The 16,631-nt window shown below is 64.1% G+C and carries 15 protein-coding genes; 6 read left to right on the top strand and 9 right to left on the bottom strand.

Annotation, left to right across the window (positions count from 1 at the left end):
• From AAHK20_RS23925 to AAHK20_RS23900, 6 genes are all read right to left on the bottom strand, one after another.
• A complete protein-coding gene (locus tag AAHK20_RS23925; protein WP_449183979.1) occupies positions 1–429 on the bottom strand; it encodes a CpaD family pilus assembly lipoprotein in 429 nt (142 codons plus the stop codon).
• Positions 430–478: 49 nt separating this feature from the next.
• Positions 479–1,855, bottom strand: a complete 1,377-nt coding sequence (locus AAHK20_RS23920; RefSeq protein WP_449183978.1) for a type II and III secretion system protein family protein — start codon at positions 1,853–1,855, stop codon at positions 479–481.
• Between the two features lie 44 nt (positions 1,856–1,899).
• Positions 1,900–2,895, bottom strand: a complete 996-nt coding sequence (cpaB, locus tag AAHK20_RS23915; protein WP_449183977.1) for a Flp pilus assembly protein CpaB — start codon at positions 2,893–2,895, stop codon at positions 1,900–1,902.
• A gap of 19 nt (positions 2,896–2,914) precedes the next feature.
• A complete protein-coding gene (locus AAHK20_RS23910; RefSeq protein ID WP_449183976.1) occupies positions 2,915–3,382 on the bottom strand; it encodes a prepilin peptidase in 468 nt (155 codons plus the stop codon).
• A 110-nt stretch (positions 3,383–3,492) separates the two neighbouring features.
• Entirely contained in the window at positions 3,493–3,675 is a 183-nt protein-coding gene (locus AAHK20_RS23905; RefSeq protein ID WP_137335491.1) for a Flp family type IVb pilin, read from the bottom strand.
• Positions 3,676–4,237: 562 nt separating this feature from the next.
• Positions 4,238–4,432 carry a DUF3562 domain-containing protein gene (locus AAHK20_RS23900; protein ID WP_449183975.1) on the bottom strand — a complete coding sequence of 65 codons (195 nt, stop codon included), beginning with the start codon at positions 4,430–4,432 and terminating at the stop codon, positions 4,238–4,240.
• 736 nt (positions 4,433–5,168) lie between these two features.
• Here AAHK20_RS23900 and AAHK20_RS23895 point away from each other — a divergent pair.
• Positions 5,169–6,998, top strand: coding sequence for a S10 family serine carboxypeptidase-like protein (locus AAHK20_RS23895; RefSeq protein ID WP_449183974.1), 1,830 nt, complete (start codon positions 5,169–5,171; stop codon positions 6,996–6,998).
• Positions 6,999–7,084: 86 nt separating this feature from the next.
• Positions 7,085–7,474, top strand: coding sequence for a 2-oxoglutarate dehydrogenase (locus tag AAHK20_RS23890; RefSeq protein ID WP_449183973.1), 390 nt, complete (start codon positions 7,085–7,087; stop codon positions 7,472–7,474).
• 7 nt (positions 7,475–7,481) lie between these two features.
• On the opposite strand, the gene AAHK20_RS23885 is transcribed toward AAHK20_RS23890, so the two are convergent.
• On the bottom strand, positions 7,482–7,949 hold the full coding sequence (locus AAHK20_RS23885) for a helix-turn-helix domain-containing protein (RefSeq protein ID WP_449183972.1): 468 nt from the start codon (positions 7,947–7,949) through the stop codon (positions 7,482–7,484).
• A gap of 74 nt (positions 7,950–8,023) precedes the next feature.
• On the opposite strand from AAHK20_RS23885, the gene AAHK20_RS23880 reads away from it, so the two are divergent.
• From AAHK20_RS23880 to AAHK20_RS23865, 4 genes are all read left to right on the top strand, one after another.
• Positions 8,024–8,875, top strand: a complete 852-nt coding sequence (locus tag AAHK20_RS23880) for a class I SAM-dependent methyltransferase (RefSeq protein ID WP_449183971.1) — start codon at positions 8,024–8,026, stop codon at positions 8,873–8,875.
• Between the two features lie 159 nt (positions 8,876–9,034).
• Positions 9,035–10,756 carry a tetratricopeptide repeat-containing glycosyltransferase family protein gene (locus tag AAHK20_RS23875; protein ID WP_449183970.1) on the top strand — a complete coding sequence of 574 codons (1,722 nt, stop codon included), beginning with the start codon at positions 9,035–9,037 and terminating at the stop codon, positions 10,754–10,756.
• 309 nt (positions 10,757–11,065) lie between these two features.
• Positions 11,066–11,830: a substrate-binding periplasmic protein gene (locus AAHK20_RS23870; RefSeq protein WP_449184043.1), complete on the top strand. Its 765-nt coding sequence runs from the start codon at positions 11,066–11,068 to the stop codon at positions 11,828–11,830.
• Complete coding sequence (locus tag AAHK20_RS23865; RefSeq protein ID WP_449183969.1) at positions 11,827–14,574, top strand: bifunctional diguanylate cyclase/phosphodiesterase; 2,748 nt, start codon at positions 11,827–11,829, stop codon at positions 14,572–14,574. Before AAHK20_RS23870 ends, AAHK20_RS23865 begins: the two co-directional genes overlap by 4 nt.
• 37 nt (positions 14,575–14,611) lie before the next feature.
• Here the strand turns inward: AAHK20_RS23865 and AAHK20_RS23860 are convergent, their stop codons facing one another.
• Together AAHK20_RS23860 and AAHK20_RS23855 are read right to left on the bottom strand one after the other, a co-directional pair.
• Positions 14,612–15,964, bottom strand: coding sequence for a TAXI family TRAP transporter solute-binding subunit (locus AAHK20_RS23860; RefSeq protein ID WP_449183968.1), 1,353 nt, complete (start codon positions 15,962–15,964; stop codon positions 14,612–14,614).
• Between the two features lie 65 nt (positions 15,965–16,029).
• Positions 16,030–16,419 (bottom strand): VOC family protein, encoded by a 390-nt coding sequence (locus AAHK20_RS23855; protein WP_449183967.1) that lies wholly within the window; start codon positions 16,417–16,419, stop codon positions 16,030–16,032.
• Positions 16,420–16,631: the final 212 nt, after the last annotated feature.

Raw genomic sequence — 16,631 nt, 5'->3', positions numbered from 1 at the left:
TCAGTGGGTGTATTGCGAGGTTGTGGGGGCTGCTGGCGTGGTTGTCGTCGTCGCCGTCGGGGTCGTGGATTGCTTGATGCGATCCTCCTGGTAACGGCGCACGGCCGAGGCCGCGGTGGCGGCGTCGGCGCCCGCGTAGGGCAGCGGCGCGACGACGTCCTCCGGACGCGCGATCATGACGGCGAGGTTCGAATACGTCGCGCAACCGAACGCGACACTCGGCATCCGCGTACCGGCATCGACCATATGCGACGGCTCGTTGAGCTTCGCGCAGTCAGGCGGCACCGCGCGCCCGTTCTGGTAGCCGATCACCGATGCATCGGGCAGGTTCAGCGGCGGCGGCGCGGACAGGCACCCGGAGAGCGCGAGCGACGCCAGCGCCGGGAGAACAGTCAGCCGCGCGACGTGGCGGAAGGCTGGATGTGACATAGGCGGCGCTCCTCGCTGAATGGATCACCCACGCGCATCAGTACACGCGTCAATAAACAAAGCCCGCCGCGCCGGCGAGGCGCGGCATCTTGCCCGAGAGCGGATCGATGCCGAGGTCGTGCTGCAAGACGAACTCGAGGTCGCTGCTCGGCCTCATGACGCTGTCGAGCGGCGTGGTCAATTGCCCCGGGTTGGCGGGCTGCACGATGTAAGGCGTGACGATGACGACGACCTCCGATTTGTTGTCGAGGAAGTTCTTCGACGAGAACAGCCGCCCGATGATGGGCAGCCTGCCCAAGCCCGGCAACTGCGATATCACGTCGCTCGTCTGGCTCTGCAACAGGCCGCCGATCGCGAAGCTCTGGCCGCTCGACAGTTCCACCGTCGTCTCGACGCGGCGCACCGTGAGCGCGGGGACTTTCACGCCGGCCGTGGTCACGCTGTTGGTGTTGTCGATTTCGCTGACCTCGGGGCGCACTTTGAGGCTGATGCGGTTTTCGGCGAGCACGGTCGGCGTGAAATCGAGCGACACGCCGTACGGCTTGTACTCGATCGTGATCGCGCCGGTCGTGTCTTGCGCGACCGGGATCGGAATCTCGCCGCCCGCGAGAAAGCTCGCCGTCTCGCCGGACATCGTCGTGAGGTTCGGCTCGGCGAGCGTCGACGTGAACCCCTCCTGGTCGAGCGCGTCGAGCACGACGTCGATCGACCACTTGGAAGTGTGGAAGCCGCCTTGCACGGAAAACGCGTTGGAGGGCGACAGGTTGAAGAGATTGGTGGTCGGGTCGATCAACTGGCGGCCGTTGAAGAGGCCGCCCATGAAATTTCCGACGTTGCCGAGCGAGCTCCAATTGATGCCGAGCTGCTGCGTGATGTTGCGATCGACCTCCGTCACGCGCACGCGCAAGTACACCTGAACCGGCCGCGACAGCGTCAAGCGGTTCACGAGCGTTTCCTGGTCGTGCAGGTAAGGCTTGAGCGACTGCACGACCGCGTCCGCATCGGCGGCGCTCGGCACTTTGCCTTCCACCATCAGCGAGCCGGGCGCGCTCGTCACTTTGAGCCGCAGTTGCGGGAAGCGCGCGTCGAGGATGCGCTGCAGCGACTGCGTATCGATGCTGACCACGACGGTGTCCTGCAAGATCGTGCGGTTGTTCGCGCCGAGCGCCATCAGCGTCGTGGTGCCCGCCTTCTTGCCGAGCACGTAGATCGTGCGCGGCGTGGGGACGTGCACGTCGGCCACGCTCGGATCGGCGACGAACACCGAGGTGGCGGGTTCCGGCAGCTGGATCAGCTTGCCGCTGCCGTTCGCGATCGATAAGGTTCCCGTAGCGTTTTGAGCGAATGCGCCATGCATGAGCAGCGCGCCGAGTGCGAGCGCCCAGAGCCGGTGCGTGCGAATCATCGAATGGGCCGTGCGAGCCATGTCGTGCCTTGTCGATATCTGCGTGTTGTGGTTGTTTTTGCGTTCTAGTGCTTCATTGCCGCGGACGCGTCGGCCGTCGCCATGGCGCCCGCCGATGTCGACGGAAGCGGCGGCAAAGGCGGCAAGCCGGGCGTGCCGGTGCCGTTCGCCGTTTCCCCGTCGTCGACCTTGGAGCCGCGATACACGACCACCGGCCGCGGCGAGTACTGGATGTGCGAGCCCGCGCTGTCGGCGGCCGAGGTATCGCGCGCGGACGTTCGATAAGCACGCGACACGTCGCCCGCCCACACGGGCGGCGTGTTCGATTCTTGCTCGTCGCCTGCGGCCGGCTCGCTGCGATCGTTCGTCGCGAAGCTGCGCAGCGCGAGCGACAACGTGCCGAGGCGAGTCGCCACCGACACCACTTGTGCGTAATGCGGCGTGACTTCGAGCGTGATGGTGCGCGCGCTGGCAACCGGCTCGCTGGCGGCGGCCTTGCTGCGCTGGAGCGTGGAGCCGACCGCGAGCACGCGGACCCGCCGCGCGATCGTCTCGGACTCGACGGCCGCTTCCGGCGCCACCGGCGCGTCGCGCGCGCCGGCGAGCTGCTGAGTGAGCAGCACGTCGACGTAGTCGCCGGGCTGGATCAAGCCCGCGTTGCCTGAGACCTCATCGATCGGCACCGAGATCGCCCGCATGCCGGGCTTGAGCGCGGCGGCGAGGAAGTCGGGCGCGTCGGCGGCGATCACGTCGGCGGTGCGCAGCGGCGTGCCTGCGCTCACGCGGTTGCGCAACAGGGCGCCTTTCAAGCCGCTGCCGCCGTTTTGCGCGGCGATCAGGACGTCGGCTGGAGCCTGCCCATGCGGCACGTTGCGCCATTGCAGATCGCTCTCGCGCAGCAGGAGTCCTTGCGGCAGGTCGGCCGCCGCCACGGGAATGCGATCGTAGACCGCCGCCGCGGGCGTCTTGGGCGTGGACGCCGCGACATAGAGGATGCGCACGAGGAACGCCCCGATTGCGGCGATGAGGATGAGCAGTGCGATTCTCAGTGCGTTCGGCATGGAAAGTGTCGCCAGTTGGTCATGGTGTCGGCGCGGCCTGCGCGAGAGGCGCCCAGACGGCCGCGGCGCCGGCCACCGCAAGCGCGATGCCGTACGGCACCTCGCGCGAGCGGGCCAGGTGGCGCGGGGCGACGCGGTTCCACGCGAGCATCGCGAGGCCGAGTACGAGTCCGCACAAGCTCGTGATCAACAGCGCCGGCATCGAAAACGCCGGCCCCGCCCACAGAAAAACCGCGGCCGCGAGCTTGGCGTCGCCCGCTCCGATCCAGCCGAAGCGGAACATCGCCGCCGCCAGCACGAGCGCGGCGGCGGCCGTGCCCAGATGGGCCGCGAACGACGCCGCGCTCGTCGGCGCGAGCGGCGCGGCTACGACATACAGCGCCGCGACGGCGAGCACCGAGCGATTGGGCAAACGCCGGAAGCGCATGTCGTGCGCCGCCAGCGACGCGAGCACGAGCGAGGCCGCCAACTGGACCGCGTGAAGCATGGAACGCCTCCCGATAGCAGCGCGCTGCCGCGGGCCATGGCTGCCATGCCAGGATTCTCGTTGGCCGTTGGCGACGTACGCGGAAAGAATGTGAGCCGGACGCGGGCCGATCAGATCAGGCCCGCGATCTTCGACATCAAGCTCGTGAAAATGGAGGGAAGACCGGAGCTCGTGCTGCTGAGAATCGCGCCGACCGCAGCGACCGCGACAACCACGATACCGGCCAGGACAGCGTATTCGAGTGCACTGACACCCCGTTCGTCGCGAGCCAGCGCTTTGATGAATTGCAGCATGAGTGTCTCCCTGAGTTGAATGCGGCCCGCATAGCGAACCGTGGTTACTTATCGTCGGGCGAACCTAGCCAACGAGCCTGTGATTGCGCACATGCGCGATGAGTACGGAAACCGGAACCGGCTGTCGCACAAGAACAAGCCGGCCCGCGGCGTAACACCCGCGAAGCATCGAACCCCCTAGTCTGATGATTCGCAATTAATGTATAGACGATTGAAGAATTGTTTTCAAACCTGAAAAGAGATAGGTTTGCTGGCGACTTCGGGGGATTGGAAATGAACGCTTGACTGAATCAACCAAAATTCAGGGTCAATGCGAATGGCTGATCCAGCCCCGCGCCGCCGCGCAAGACACAAACGCCAGGCACACGGCGTGCTCAGCCTCTTGGCGACCGGTGGGGGAACGGGTTGGGAGCGGCGCTTCGATGGCGCCTTATCGATTCGATTGAAAGGGCGATAGGCGGTACATCAGGTGATGTACCGCCGAGTTCTCGGTAAATAGAGGTTTGGATTCCTTATCATCGATATTTGATTGCCGCCTCATGAAAGGCGCGAGCGCACCGGGTCACATCCGGCTGGTGTCGTCACGCAAGCTTTCGCGAACGTGTTTGGCGACCAGAACCGGCAAGTAATCCATGATCCGCGCGCCTTCGCTGTAACGGGCCCACGTTTCCTCGCACATCTTTTCGACGGTCTCGAACGGCGCCATGGTTTCCGAAGCGATTGCCCTTGCGACGCCTTCGATGTGGGGCAGGGTCATGAGGCTCTCCTGTGGTTGAACGAAATGGGAGCGGTGCCTACGCTGCGAGGAATCGATTACATCGTGTTGTCCCACTCGACACCAATTGAATTGACCTATCTGTCCGGGCGGATCGGTCGCCGTTATTTTGTCTGCGGAAATTTCGGGGCCTTCCAGCCAGGGTTCGTCGATCGTACCGATCGCTTCGGACGTTATAGAGTCATTGCTCGCTGAATTGATTCGCTGCAATGCGGCATTGTGGCTGTTCAGCGCGAATAAATCAGCGAAGCAATGGTTAAAAAGGCGAATGCGCCATTGAGAATTTGTTTCGCAATGTAACGGGGCTTGCATTTGATGTGTTTCGGTTGCGCCGAACACCCTCGGCTTCGAACACGGCTGCCTGGCCCCTCGAGCCACGTCGAAAACTCGAAATTAGACAGGCACGTCCAGCTGGAAGTCGGCTTGACAAGGCTCGGCCGCACCTCCTATTTTTCCTCTGCCTTCCTTCATTACCAAATCTTTCGAATCCGGAAATCGTATAGAAACAGTACAAGTTACCGGCCTAGAAAAGCACCGTGTAGTTAGTTCTATTTATTAATTAAATTGAGTAAGCGGTATTCAGGCTGTTAGAAAAAAGAAAGTGGAATGTCAGCCGCTCTATGCCAAAGCGCTCTGCACGTGCTGTCTGCTTTTTCATGCGCCTTACCGGCAAGAGTGGCCTTTGTGTTGCGGTATCTCACCAATCACAGGGACAGAAATGAATCCAGACCGTAGCTCTAGCGGTAGCCGCGCTCGCGGCATGGGCCGGCTAGCCGGACCAGGCGCGCTCATCATCGGCATGCTGATTCTCGCGGGATGTGGCGGAGGCGACAGCAGTCCTTCGGCATCGGGCGCGAGCGCGCTGAGTCAAGTGAGCGCGAATGCGCAGGCCGACGCTCAATCCAACGCCCAGCAAAAGGCGGCCAATCAGCCGTACGTCGATCTCGTCGCCTATTCGCCGAATGCCACCGACGGATTGTCGGCCTCGCAGGTCGCCGAGAAGGCCGCCGTCATGCACTATCAATGGAAGTCGAAGTCGGGCAAGACGACGGTCAACTACACCACGACGACCGGCCACCTGACCGCATCGGATGCGAACGGCAATCCCGAAGCAACGATGTCGTACGTCGCGTACACCGCGCCGAGCGCGAACGGCGCGCCGCGGCCCGTCACGTTCTTCTATAACGGCGGCCCGGGTTCGTCGTCGATTTGGCTGCGCCTGGGTTCGTTCGCACCCACGCGCGTCGCCACGCCCGACCCGCTGCTCGGCAACAACTGGCCGAACTACCCGATCGTCGATAACGAGCAAAGCCTCATCGATACCACCGACATGGTGTTTATCGATCCGCCCGGGACTGGGCTTTCCGAAGCGATCCTGCCGAACACGAACCAGACGTACTGGGGCAGCGATCCGGACGTCAACGTCATGCGCGATTTCATCGAGCGCTATCTGACGGTCAACAATCGCAGCAGCTCGCCGATCTATCTGTACGGCGAATCGTACGGCACGCCGCGTACCGACATGCTGGCGCTTGCGCTCGAATCGGCCGGCGTGCACCTCACGGGCATCGTGCTGCAGTCGTCGATCCTGAACTACTTCGCCGATGCGATCGAGGCCACCGCCATCGAGAATTCGACAGCGGGCCTGGCGCTCGATACCGACACGCTCGCCGGCTATTTCCCCGGCTATGCGGAGGTGGCCGCGTACTTCAATCAGGCGTCTCCGGCGCCGGTCGATCAGGGCCTGTACGCGCTGCAAATGAGCCTGTTCGTCACGGCCGAGTATCCGCGCTTCCAGAAGTACTCGCAGACCTGGGTGCTCAGTCAGCTCGGCATTCCCGCAGCGCTTGGCACGCCCGTGGTGCCGAACAGCGCCACGCTGGCGTCGTGGCAATGGCCTTCGAGCCTCACGCAGCAGGCGCTGCAAGGCTACTTCAGCATCAATAGCTTCGGCGTGTCGCTGCTGCCGGGCTATACGATCGGCCGCTACGACGGGCGCGTCTCGCTGCCCAATACGGACCCGCGCCTGCAAAACGATGGGGACCCGTCGGACATCCTGATCTCGCAGCCGTTCACGACCGCGCTTGCGACGCAGTTGCCGCAATATCTTGGCTATACCGCGCCGAACGCGACCTTCATGCCGCTGAACGACAACATCATCAACGTATGGAACTTCTCGCACGACGGCCAGCCGCTGCCCGACACGCTGCCTGATCTGCTCGCCGCGATCACGCTCAACCCGCAGCTCAAGGTGCTGGCGGAAAACGGCTTCCACGATCTGGCCACGCCGTTCTTCAATACGGAGAAGCAGCTCGCGCGCTTGCAGACGGTGCCGAGTTTGAATCCGAATCTGCAGGTTGCCTTCCACCAGGGCGGACACATGATCTATCTGGACGACGTGGCGCGGCCGCAGATGAAGCGCGATCTCGTCTCGTACTTCGACGGCCGGCCGGTCCCGTACGCGCTTTCGCTGTGGACGCTGCCCCCGCCTTGGGCCGACGAAAGCCCTGCCGGCACGCCGACGGCCGTTGCACAGGCGACGCAATGACCGCCGTCGCAGCAGTAGCCTAATCTTTAGGAAAAGGGTCCCGCAGGACTGGGGACCTCCTGCTTACCTCTTTATGGCGAGTGATCATGTCTCCAATCGATATGCTGCGGCGCCTTCTGCCGCTAATCGTTCTCGGTGCTGTGGCCGGCAACGTGTACGCGGCGGCCACCCAGGCCGTGGCGCCCGTGACGTTGCCGAAGGGCGGCCACGGCGTGGACGGCCCGTTTTTCCCCACTAACCGGCCCGCGCCCGTCACGCCTTCGACCGGCGCGCAACTGCAACAACAGGCGCAACAGCGGCTGGAAGCGCGCCTTGGCGCGAACACGGTGCTGAACAACGGCGCCTCGATCACCAAGGAGCAGGCTCAGAGCAGCGGCCTGGGCTACATCGCGAAGCACTTCGACCAGATCGATGCGGCGCATTCGGGCCGCGTGTCGATGGACAATGTGCGGCAGTATCTGCAGCAACAGCACTGAGGGCGCGTTATTTGCCCTTGGGTGACTTGCGTTTGACGTCGGCGGAGGGTGACTTCGGCACCGATTTCTCCGGCGCGCCGATCGCGCCCGACGCCGCCGCGCGCAGATAGCGGCGGAACGTCGGGCATTCCATATGGCTCGGCTTCGGGCATGCCGCCGCATGCCGCAAGCCGTCGCGCATGGCGCTTAGCTGGCGTATCGTCCGGTCCAGTTCTTCCGCCTTGGCCTTGAGCGTCTGCCGGTCGATCCTCGGCGTTTTGCCCGACGCCAGGATCGGCGCGATTTCATCGAGCGAAAAACCCGCGGCGCGTCCGAGCGCAATCAGCGCGAGACGCTCGAGCACGATCGCGTCGAACACGCGGCGCAGTCCGCGCCGGCCGATCGAGGCGATCAGCCCCTTCTCCTCGTAGAACCGCAGCGTCGAAGCCGGCACGCCGGAGCGTTGCACGACTTCGGATATGTCCAGACCTTCCATCCTCTTGACCTCAAGTCGACTTGAGTTCGTATAGTGCAGCGTCATGATTCGCAAAGGCAATCGAGGAGAAGGTCATGGAAGTCACGTCGCAACCCGGAAACGATCAGGCAAAACATTGGAACGGTCCGGCGGGAGTCGCCTGGGTCGAGACGCAAGCCGTGTTGGACGCGTTGTTCAAACCGTTCGAAGCGATGCTTGTCGAGGAGGCTTCGGCAAGGCCCGGAAGCAGGGTGCTCGACGTGGGCTGCGGCACGGGCAGCACGACGCTCGCCGTCGCGCGGCGCCTTGGCGCCGCGGGCCGTTGCGTCGGCATCGACATTTCGGAACCGATGATTGCGCTGGCCCGAGCGCGGGCGGAACGGGAAGGCTCGTCCGCGAGCTTCATTTGCGCCGACGCGCAGGATCATGGGTTCGAGGCCGCGAGCTTCGACCTGATCGTTTCGCGCTTCGGCGTGATGTTTTTCGCGGATCCCGTCAGGGCGTTTGCGAACCTGCGGCGCGCCGCCAGCGACGCCGCCGAATTGCGCCTCATCGCGTGGCGCAGCGCGGCGGACAACCCCTTCATGACAACAGCGGAACGCGCGGCGGCCCCGCTGCTGCCGAACCTTCCCGCGCGCCGGCCGAACGCGCCGGGGCAGTTCGCTTTCGCCGATCCGCAACGCGTCGACGCGATCCTGCGCGAGAGCGGGTGGGCGGATGTCGAGATCCGGCCGATCGACGTCGACTGCACGATGCCGGAGGCGGGTTTGATTGATTACCTGAGCAGGCTCGGTCCGGTTGGCCTGATGCTTCGGGAGGTCGATGAAGCAACGCGCAAGCAGGTCGTCGAAACGGTCCGCACGGCGTTCGAGCCTTACGTTCATGGGGACGTGGTTCGCTTTACGGCGGCTTGCTGGATGGTGGAGGCGCGAGCGGCGTCAGTGTGAGGTTGAGGTTGGGCAAGCACGGCGTGGTGTGCCTTGGGAGGTTTGCTGCTGCAGGGGGAGCGGGCATCGGCCTTCGATCTATTGAACAGCGAGGCGCAATGGGCTCATTTCCTGGCGTCGCCTCGGCGCCGGGCGTCGTAATCTGCGTGACAGTGGCAATTGCCGTCCTTTACCGCCCAGTCGCACTCGTCGATCTTCGAGCAGCCCAACCCATCCGTGACTTCCGTATCGACAGACGCTTCCCCGAACCCGGACTACGCCGAAGCCCACAACCACATCGGCAACGTGCTCACGGAACTCGGCCGCTTGTCCGAAGCGGAAGAGGCCTATCAGCGCGCGATCGAGATTCGTCCGCAGTACCCCGAGGCGCTCAATAACCTCGGCAACGTGCTGAGGTCGCTGGGCCGGCACGCCGAGGCCGAGATGGTCTGCCGGCTCGCGCTCGCCGCCCGTCCCGGCTTCTCCGAGGCGCATAACAGCCTCGGCGTCGTTCTGAGCGATCTCCAGCGTTTTCCGGAAGCCGAGACGGCCTTCCGTCAAGCGCTCTCTTTTCGCCCCGACAATTCCGAGGCGCATTACAACCTCGGCGTTGTGCTGCGCGCACTCGATCGGCTGTCCGAGGCCGAAGCGGCCTACCGGCAAGCGCTTGCCATTCGCCCCGACTGCGTCGAGGCGCTGAACAACCTGGGCAGCGTGCTTCAGGCGTTCGATCGCCTGCCCGAAGCCGCGGCGGCGTACGGCCAAGCGCTGACGTTGCGCCCCGGTTTTGCCGAGGCCCACCAGAGTCTCGGCAACGTGCTCAAGGAGCTTGGCCAGCTGGCCGAGGCCGAGGCGGCTTACCGGCGCGCCATCGCCATTCGCGCCGACTATGGCGACGCGAAATTCGGCTTGGCGACGCTGCTTCTCAGCACGGGCCGTTTCGAGGAAGGATGGCGGCTCTACGAATGCCGTTACGACCGGCCGGAATTCGTCCATTACATGAGCCGGTCGTGGCTGACCTGCCCGCAGTGGCAGGGCGAAGCGCTCGCGGGCAAGTCGGTGCTGGTGTGGCAGGAGGACGGCCTCGGCGACATGATCCAGTTCGGCCGCTTCCTGCCGCTGCTCAAGGCGCAAGGCGCCGCGCATGTTGCGTTTGCCTGTGTTCCCACGCTGCACCGGCTGTTTGCCGCCGTCGACGGCATCGATGCCGTACTCGATCACGACACGGCGCAAGCGCGTTCGTCCGAATACGACTGCTGGACGAGCCCGCTCAGCATGCCATTTCACCTGCGCACGACGGTCGACAATATTCCGCATTTTGTATACCGGATACCCGAGCGGATACCCGAGCGGGCATCCGAGCCGTCTCTCGTCGAAAGCTGGCGCGCGCGGCTGTCGACGCTCGCGTCCGGTCCGAGGATCGGCCTCGTGTGGAAGGGCAATGCGAAGCACCACAACGACGCGAACCGGTCGCTGCCATCGCTCGCGGCGCTGGCGCCGCTTTGGAGCGTAGCGGGCGTGAACTTCGTGAGCTTGCAGATAGGGCAGGGCGAGGACGAAGCACGATGCCCGCCGCCTGGCCAACCGCTGCTGCATCTCGGCTCGGACGTGACGGATTTCGCCGATACCGCCGCGATCGTCAATCAGCTCGATCTCGTGATTGCCGTCGATACGTCGACGGCGCATCTGGCCGCGTCGCTCGGCAAGCCGTGCTGGGTTTTGCTGCCGGGACGGGACGTCGATTGGCGCTGGATGCGCGAGCGGACGGACTCGCCGTGGTATCCGGGCACGCTGCGCCTGTTCCGTCAATCGGCTGAGGAGGGCTGGCCGGCCACGATCGAGCGCGTGCGCCAAGCCTTGGCCGTTGCGCTCCCCACGCTGGCCCGACCGCTCGCCGAATAAGCGAGCGCATCCCTGCGCGATCACAAAAAATTCTTATCGAAGTAGTACAAACCCGCTCTCAAGAACCGCAGCGCGTTGCCGATAATTCGAACGGAGCTTTTCGCAGACGAAAGGGTCTAGCCACGGCGCGCGGCCCCGTTTCGCGCAGGCAACTTGTAAGAAATATCCCCGCAGTACCGTTCCCGCAGACGGCAAAGGGCCTGGAAAAGGCACCACCGACTCTGCGCTCGGCAGAACCGAGATGTGCATTTCAATCACTTTTTCCACAAGGGGGACACTGTGATTCGACGCGGTATTGCCGGCTTGTTGATGGCGCTTTGCTGCGCCGGCAGCGCATTCGCGGGCGGTCCCGACTGCTCGCGCACCTACACGCTCGCGCTGCACGATCACGGCCTGTTGTATTCGGTCGGCAGCGATACCGGCATCGACAAGGATTTCGCCGACGAACTGATTCGCCGCAGCGGCTGCAAGATCAACGTGAGCCTGATGTCGCGCGCGCGGATCTGGAAGCTGATCGAATCGGGCGCGCTCGATTTCAGCCTGTCGGGCATCGCCAACGACGAACGCAATCAGTACGCGTCGTTCGCCTGGTACTTCAGCGACAAATACTATTTGCTCGTGCGCAAGGACTCCGGCATCCGCACGATGTCCGATTTCGAGCACAACGACCAGTTCGAGCTTGGCGTCATCCGCAGCTTTCGCTATAGCGACTCGGCCAATCAACTCGTCGACAAGCTCGCCGCCGAAAACCGCGTGAGTCAGGCTGGCGGCCTCGAACCGCTCTACGACGCGCTGATCCTGCGCCGCATCCAAGGGATGATCATCGAGCCGTTCGACTACCCGGCCATCGACGAAAAGCGTATTCGCGACGTCACGGCGGTGCTCGATTTCAACGATCCGCCGATTCCGCACGGCGTCATCATGTCGAAGAAAGCGCTGTCGCCCGAAGAGCAGCAGAAGTGGCGCGACCTCGTGAACCAGATGCGCGCCGACGGCACCGTGCGCCGCATCTTCCGCAAATACTTCAAACCGGACCTGGCTGATTCCATGGTCGACGTCCAATTGCCGCCGTGAGCTGGCTACGTCAATTCCTGATCCCATTGCTGGTCTTGACCGCTGCGCTTGGCCTGACCTGGATCGTGTGGGATCACGAACGGCAAGCGGCGCGGCACGAACTGCTGTCGCAGTTCGATTTCGAATTGGGCGACGCCGTGAGCCGGGTCGACCAGCGCATGGCCACGTATCAGTTGATGCTGCGCGGCGTGCAGAGCTTGTTCTCCGCGACCGGCACGCTGGACCGCGCGCGCTTTCGCGATTACGTCGGCACGCTCAGTCTCGACCCGACCTTCTCCGGCATCCAGGCGATCGGCATCGTGGAATGGGTGCCGGCTGCGAAGCGGGCGGCGCATGTCGCCGAGATGCGCCAGGAAGGCCTGACGCACTACGCGATTCAGCCCGGCGGCGCGCGTGAGGATTACGCACCGATCATTCAGCGCGAGCCGTATGTCGGCCGCAATCGAACCCGGATCGGCTTCGATACCTGGGCCGACCCGGCGCGGCGCGGCGCGATGGAGCGGGCGCGCGATTCCGGCATGGCGGCGATCACCGGCAAGCTGCGCCTCGCAGTCGATCAGGACGACGCCACCCATCCCGGCTTCATCATGTACCTGCCGATCTATGCGCGAGGGCGGCCGCAGGACAACGTCGCCGAGCGCCGCGCGAATCTGATCGGCTGGGTCTACGCGTCGTTCCATATGCGCGACATCATTGCGAGCCTTTACGGCGAGGAGCCGCCCGGTCTCACGCTGGCGGTGTACGACGGCGTCGAGCCGTCGCCGGCATCGCTGATGCACCGCTCGTCGCGGGAGGCCGCCGCGCGTCAGCCGCCCGCGCTGTCGGCGAGCGAGTACCTCGTCGTCGCCGGACATGACTGGACGCTGACGCTCTCTGCAAGCGACGTCTACAAGGCCCGCTTCGGCCGCCACGCTGAAATGGTGATCGCGCTCGCGGGCACGGGCTTGGGCCTCTTGCTCGCACTGCTCGCGTGGCTGCTCGTGACCGGACGCGGCCGCGCGATGCGGCTCGCTTCGGCGATGACGCGCGAATTGCGCGAGCACGAGGCCGAGTTGCGCATCGCCGCGGTCGCCTTCGATTCGCTGGAACCGATGATGGTCACCGATGCCGCCGCGAAGATCCTGCGCGTGAATTCGGCCTTCACCGAATGCACGGGCTACGCGCCCGATGAAATCATCGGCGAGACGCCGAACATCCTGAATTCGGGCCGTCACAACGCGGTTTTCTTCCGCGAGATGTGGGAGACGATTCAGCGCGACGGCGGCTGGCAGGGCGAGATCTGGGATCGCCGCAAGAACGGCGACATCTATCCGAAGTGGCTCACGATTTCCGAGGTGAGGGGGGAGGATGGCGTCGTCAGTCATTACGTCAGCACGCATCACGACATCACCGAACGCAAGATCGCCGAAGATCGCATCAAGGAGCTCGCCTTCTTCGATGCGCTGACGCGCCTGCCGAACCGCACGCTGCTGATGGATCGCTTGAAGCAGGCGATCACCTCGAGCGCGCGCAGCGAGGCGTGCGGCGCGCTGCTGTTCATCGATCTCGACCACTTCAAGACGCTCAACGACACGCTCGGCCACGACAAAGGCGATCTGCTGCTGCAGCAAGTCGCGCAGCGCCTCGCGGCGAGCGTGCAGGAGAACGATACGGTGGCGCGCGTGGGCGGCGACGAGTTCGTCGTGGTGCTGGGCAGCTTGAGCGAGAACCGGCAGGAGGCGGCGCGTCAGACGGAAGCGCTCGGCGAGCGGATCATCGCGGCGCTCGGCAATCCGTATCAGCTCGACGACATCGAATACCGCACCACGGCCAGCATCGGTGCGACCGTGTTCCGGGGGCATCAGGCGTCGATGGACGAGCTCTTGAAGCAGGCCGATCTCGCGATGTACAAGTCGAAGGAACGCGGGCGCAACGCGATGTGCTTCTTCGACCCGGACATGCAGAAAGTCGTCGTCGAGCGGGCCGCGCTCGAGGCCGGATTGCGCAACGCGATCGAAGAAGATCAGTTCCTGCTGCACTACCAGGCGCAAGTCGACGGCGATCGCGTGACGGGCGTCGAAGCGCTCGTGCGCTGGCAGCATCCGCAGCGCGGCATCGTGCCGCCTGCCGAATTCATTCCGCTTGCCGAGGAGACCGGGCTCATCCTCCCGTTGGGATACCGTGTGCTGGATATTGCATGCAATCAGCTCGCGCGCTGGTCGGCGCGGCCCGATATGGCCCACCTCACGATCGCCGTCAACGTCAGCGCGCAGCAGTTCCGCGAGCCCGACTTCGTCGACAAGGTGCTGGCCGTCATCGATCAAACCGGCGCGAGGCCGGACAGGCTGAAGCTCGAGCTGACCGAGAGCGTGCTCGTCGACAACATGCGGGACATCGCCGAGAAGATGGGCGCACTGAAGGCGACGGGCGTCGTGTTTTCGCTCGACGATTTCGGCATCGGCTATTCGTCGCTGTCGTATCTGAAGCTGCTGCCGCTCGATCAATTGAAGATCGACCGCTCGTTCGTGCGCGACGTGCTCGTCGATCCGAACGATGCGGCGATTGCGAGAACGATCGTCGCGCTCGCGCAGAGCCTGGGCTTGGGCGTGCTCGCCGAGGGTGTCGAGACCGAGGCGCAGCGCGATTTTCTGGCGGCCGCGGGATGCCGTGCCTACCAGGGTTACTACTTCTGCCGTCCGTTGCCGATCGACGGGTTCGAAGCGTTTGCGAGCGGGCTCGAAACGCGGCAGTGTGTAGAGGAGTAGCGGCGCAGTGGCCGCGAATCGATAGCGGCCTGCGCCGCTACAGATTCTCTTTCATCCACTGCGGATTGTTCAGGTGCGTCCGCACGAAGCCGACGTGCTCGCGCAGCACGTAGAACGCGTCCGCATAGGCGAGCGGCATGCGCAGACGATTGAGTGCGTCCTCGATGTCGTCGAGTTCCGCTATGAGCTGCCGCCGCTCGTCTTCCGTGGCGCCGTCCAGCACGCTGCGCTCGATCGATATCAGCGCGCCGTAGTAGCGATAGATGCGCGAGCGCACGCGCCAGCGGAACAGGGTGGGGATGAGCCGCAAGGTGGGAATCAGCAGCACCGCTACGGGCAGCAGGAGAACCAGCAGGCGATCGGCAACCGTCGCGAGCCAGAACGGCAGGTAGCGGTAGAGAAAGCTTTTGCCGGACTTGTAGTAGCGCGTCGCGTCTGCGCTGATCGGGAAGTCCTCCGCGACGGGATTCGGAAATTGCCCCGCGCTCTGCAGCAGTCCGGCCGTGCCGTGAACTTCCTGCGCGGCTTCGATGATGAGGTCCGAGATGGCCGGATGCAGGCTCGGGCGCGCAATGATTTCGACCGTTGGGCCGATCAGGTGGATCGTTTCGCGCGGTACCGTCCGTTGCAGATCGAGCACGCCCCGTGGCAGATCGATTTCGTTGAGGTACGGAAAGAGCCGCGTGTAGGCGCTCGCCTCCGTGAAGTCCAACGCGGTAATGCCGGGTATCGTGAGCAATCCCTGCATCATTTCGCGCGTGGCCGAGTCTCCGCTGAACAGCGCCGCGTCGATATTCCCCTTGATCAGCTCCGTTGCGGCTTGCAGGCCGTCGTACGGCAACAACGTGGTGGTGCCGCCGGGCACGATGCCGTTCGCCGCCAGCAGCTTGAGCGACAGCAAGCGCGTGCCGCTGCCCTCGCGTCCGATCGCGATCCGCTTGCCGTCCAAGTCGGCCAGATGCGTCACGCCCTGGCCGCGGTAGAACACGGCGATCGGCAAGTATCGAACGCTGCCGAGCGACACCAGCGACGTCACATCCACGCCGTCCGCCACGCCGCCTTGCACGAGCGCGAAGTCGACGTGCTGCTTCGGGTCGAGCAAGCGTTGCAGGTTCTCTACCGAGCCGTCGGACTCGAGCACGTTGAGCGTCACGCCGTTGCGCGCGAGGATCTTTTTATATTCCTGGGCCGCCTGCATGAAGATGCTGTTGCGCGGCCCGGCGCTCATCGTGATGGTCTTCGGCGGCGCGGGGTCGATCAGCCAGATGATCGCCGCGATCGCGGCGGCGATCAGCGCAATGACCGGCAGGACTGATAACGCTAGATCGCGCCACACGGGATGCGCGTGGTCTCGAAGAAAATTCGGAGTATGCGAGCGATATCGTTTCATTGGACTAAGTTGGACATGAGGCCCTTTGTCTTTGTTTTACCGCCTGAATCGCGTATTCAGCTGCTCTAGATGTCGCTCGCCGCGAAATTCAGCTCGACGCCGTTGCCCGCCGGATCGGCGAAGAAGAGTTGATGCTGGCCTGTGAGCGGCACGTCGTCGGTCGTGTAGCGGATATTGAAGGCGGACAGACGCGCTTCGTGCTCCGCCACGCCGGTGCATGAGAACGCGACGTGGTCGAAGGTATTGACCACGTTGGCCGGGCGTTTTTCATCGGGGGCGGCTTCGGAGAGATGAAGCACCGCTTGCTCCCCGGCATAGAGCCAGTAACCGTGGCTGCCGAAAGGCGGCCGGAAGCCGGGCTGCAGGCCGACTACGTCGACGTAGAAGTCTCTCAGCGCGTCGAGTTCGGCGCGCGCCGCGCGCAGGTTGTAGTGGCTGAATCCTGTGATGGACATGGGGACGCTCGGTATCAGGGACATGGGCGCGACATGAGGCCAAGGCGTTCATTCTACTGCGCGAAACCTGGGCGGCGCGTGGCGCATCGGCGTCAAAACACGGTTTCGTTAGTAGACGTCCCGGTCCGCTGCAAGCCCGCTGACGGGTCTTCTCGGCGAATGCCGGATACAATTCGGCTGCGCCTGATTCTGCCGCCAACGACTTCCACTTA

This window comes from Trinickia camelliae, from assembly GCF_053525655.1.
Note: the sequence above shows the minus strand (reverse complement) of the source record. Positions and strands in the feature narration are given on the sequence as shown.

What these genes read in the sequence shown, in the direction of transcription:
- AAHK20_RS23920 (WP_449183978.1), bottom strand. Translation starts at nt 1,855, where the DNA reads ATGGCTCGCACGGCCCATTCGATGATTCGCACGCACCGGCTCTGGGCG.
- AAHK20_RS23885 (WP_449183972.1), bottom strand. Translation starts at nt 7,949, where the DNA reads ATGGAAGGTCTGGACATATCCGAAGTCGTGCAACGCTCCGGCGTGCCG.
- AAHK20_RS23895 (WP_449183974.1), top strand. Translation starts at nt 5,169, where the DNA reads ATGAATCCAGACCGTAGCTCTAGCGGTAGCCGCGCTCGCGGCATGGGC.
- AAHK20_RS23870 (WP_449184043.1), top strand. Translation starts at nt 11,066, where the DNA reads ATGGCGCTTTGCTGCGCCGGCAGCGCATTCGCGGGCGGTCCCGACTGC.
- AAHK20_RS23890 (WP_449183973.1), top strand. Translation starts at nt 7,085, where the DNA reads ATGTCTCCAATCGATATGCTGCGGCGCCTTCTGCCGCTAATCGTTCTC.
- AAHK20_RS23855 (WP_449183967.1), bottom strand. Translation starts at nt 16,419, where the DNA reads ATGTCCATCACAGGATTCAGCCACTACAACCTGCGCGCGGCGCGCGCC.
- AAHK20_RS23880 (WP_449183971.1), top strand. Translation starts at nt 8,024, where the DNA reads ATGGAAGTCACGTCGCAACCCGGAAACGATCAGGCAAAACATTGGAAC.
- AAHK20_RS23905 (WP_137335491.1), bottom strand. Translation starts at nt 3,675, where the DNA reads ATGCTGCAATTCATCAAAGCGCTGGCTCGCGACGAACGGGGTGTCAGT.
- AAHK20_RS23860 (WP_449183968.1), bottom strand. Translation starts at nt 15,964, where the DNA reads ATGAAACGATATCGCTCGCATACTCCGAATTTTCTTCGAGACCACGCG.
- cpaB (WP_449183977.1), bottom strand. Translation starts at nt 2,895, where the DNA reads ATGCCGAACGCACTGAGAATCGCACTGCTCATCCTCATCGCCGCAATC.
- AAHK20_RS23910 (WP_449183976.1), bottom strand. Translation starts at nt 3,382, where the DNA reads ATGCTTCACGCGGTCCAGTTGGCGGCCTCGCTCGTGCTCGCGTCGCTG.
- AAHK20_RS23900 (WP_449183975.1), bottom strand. Translation starts at nt 4,432, where the DNA reads ATGACCCTGCCCCACATCGAAGGCGTCGCAAGGGCAATCGCTTCGGAA.
- AAHK20_RS23925 (WP_449183979.1), bottom strand. Translation starts at nt 429, where the DNA reads ATGTCACATCCAGCCTTCCGCCACGTCGCGCGGCTGACTGTTCTCCCG.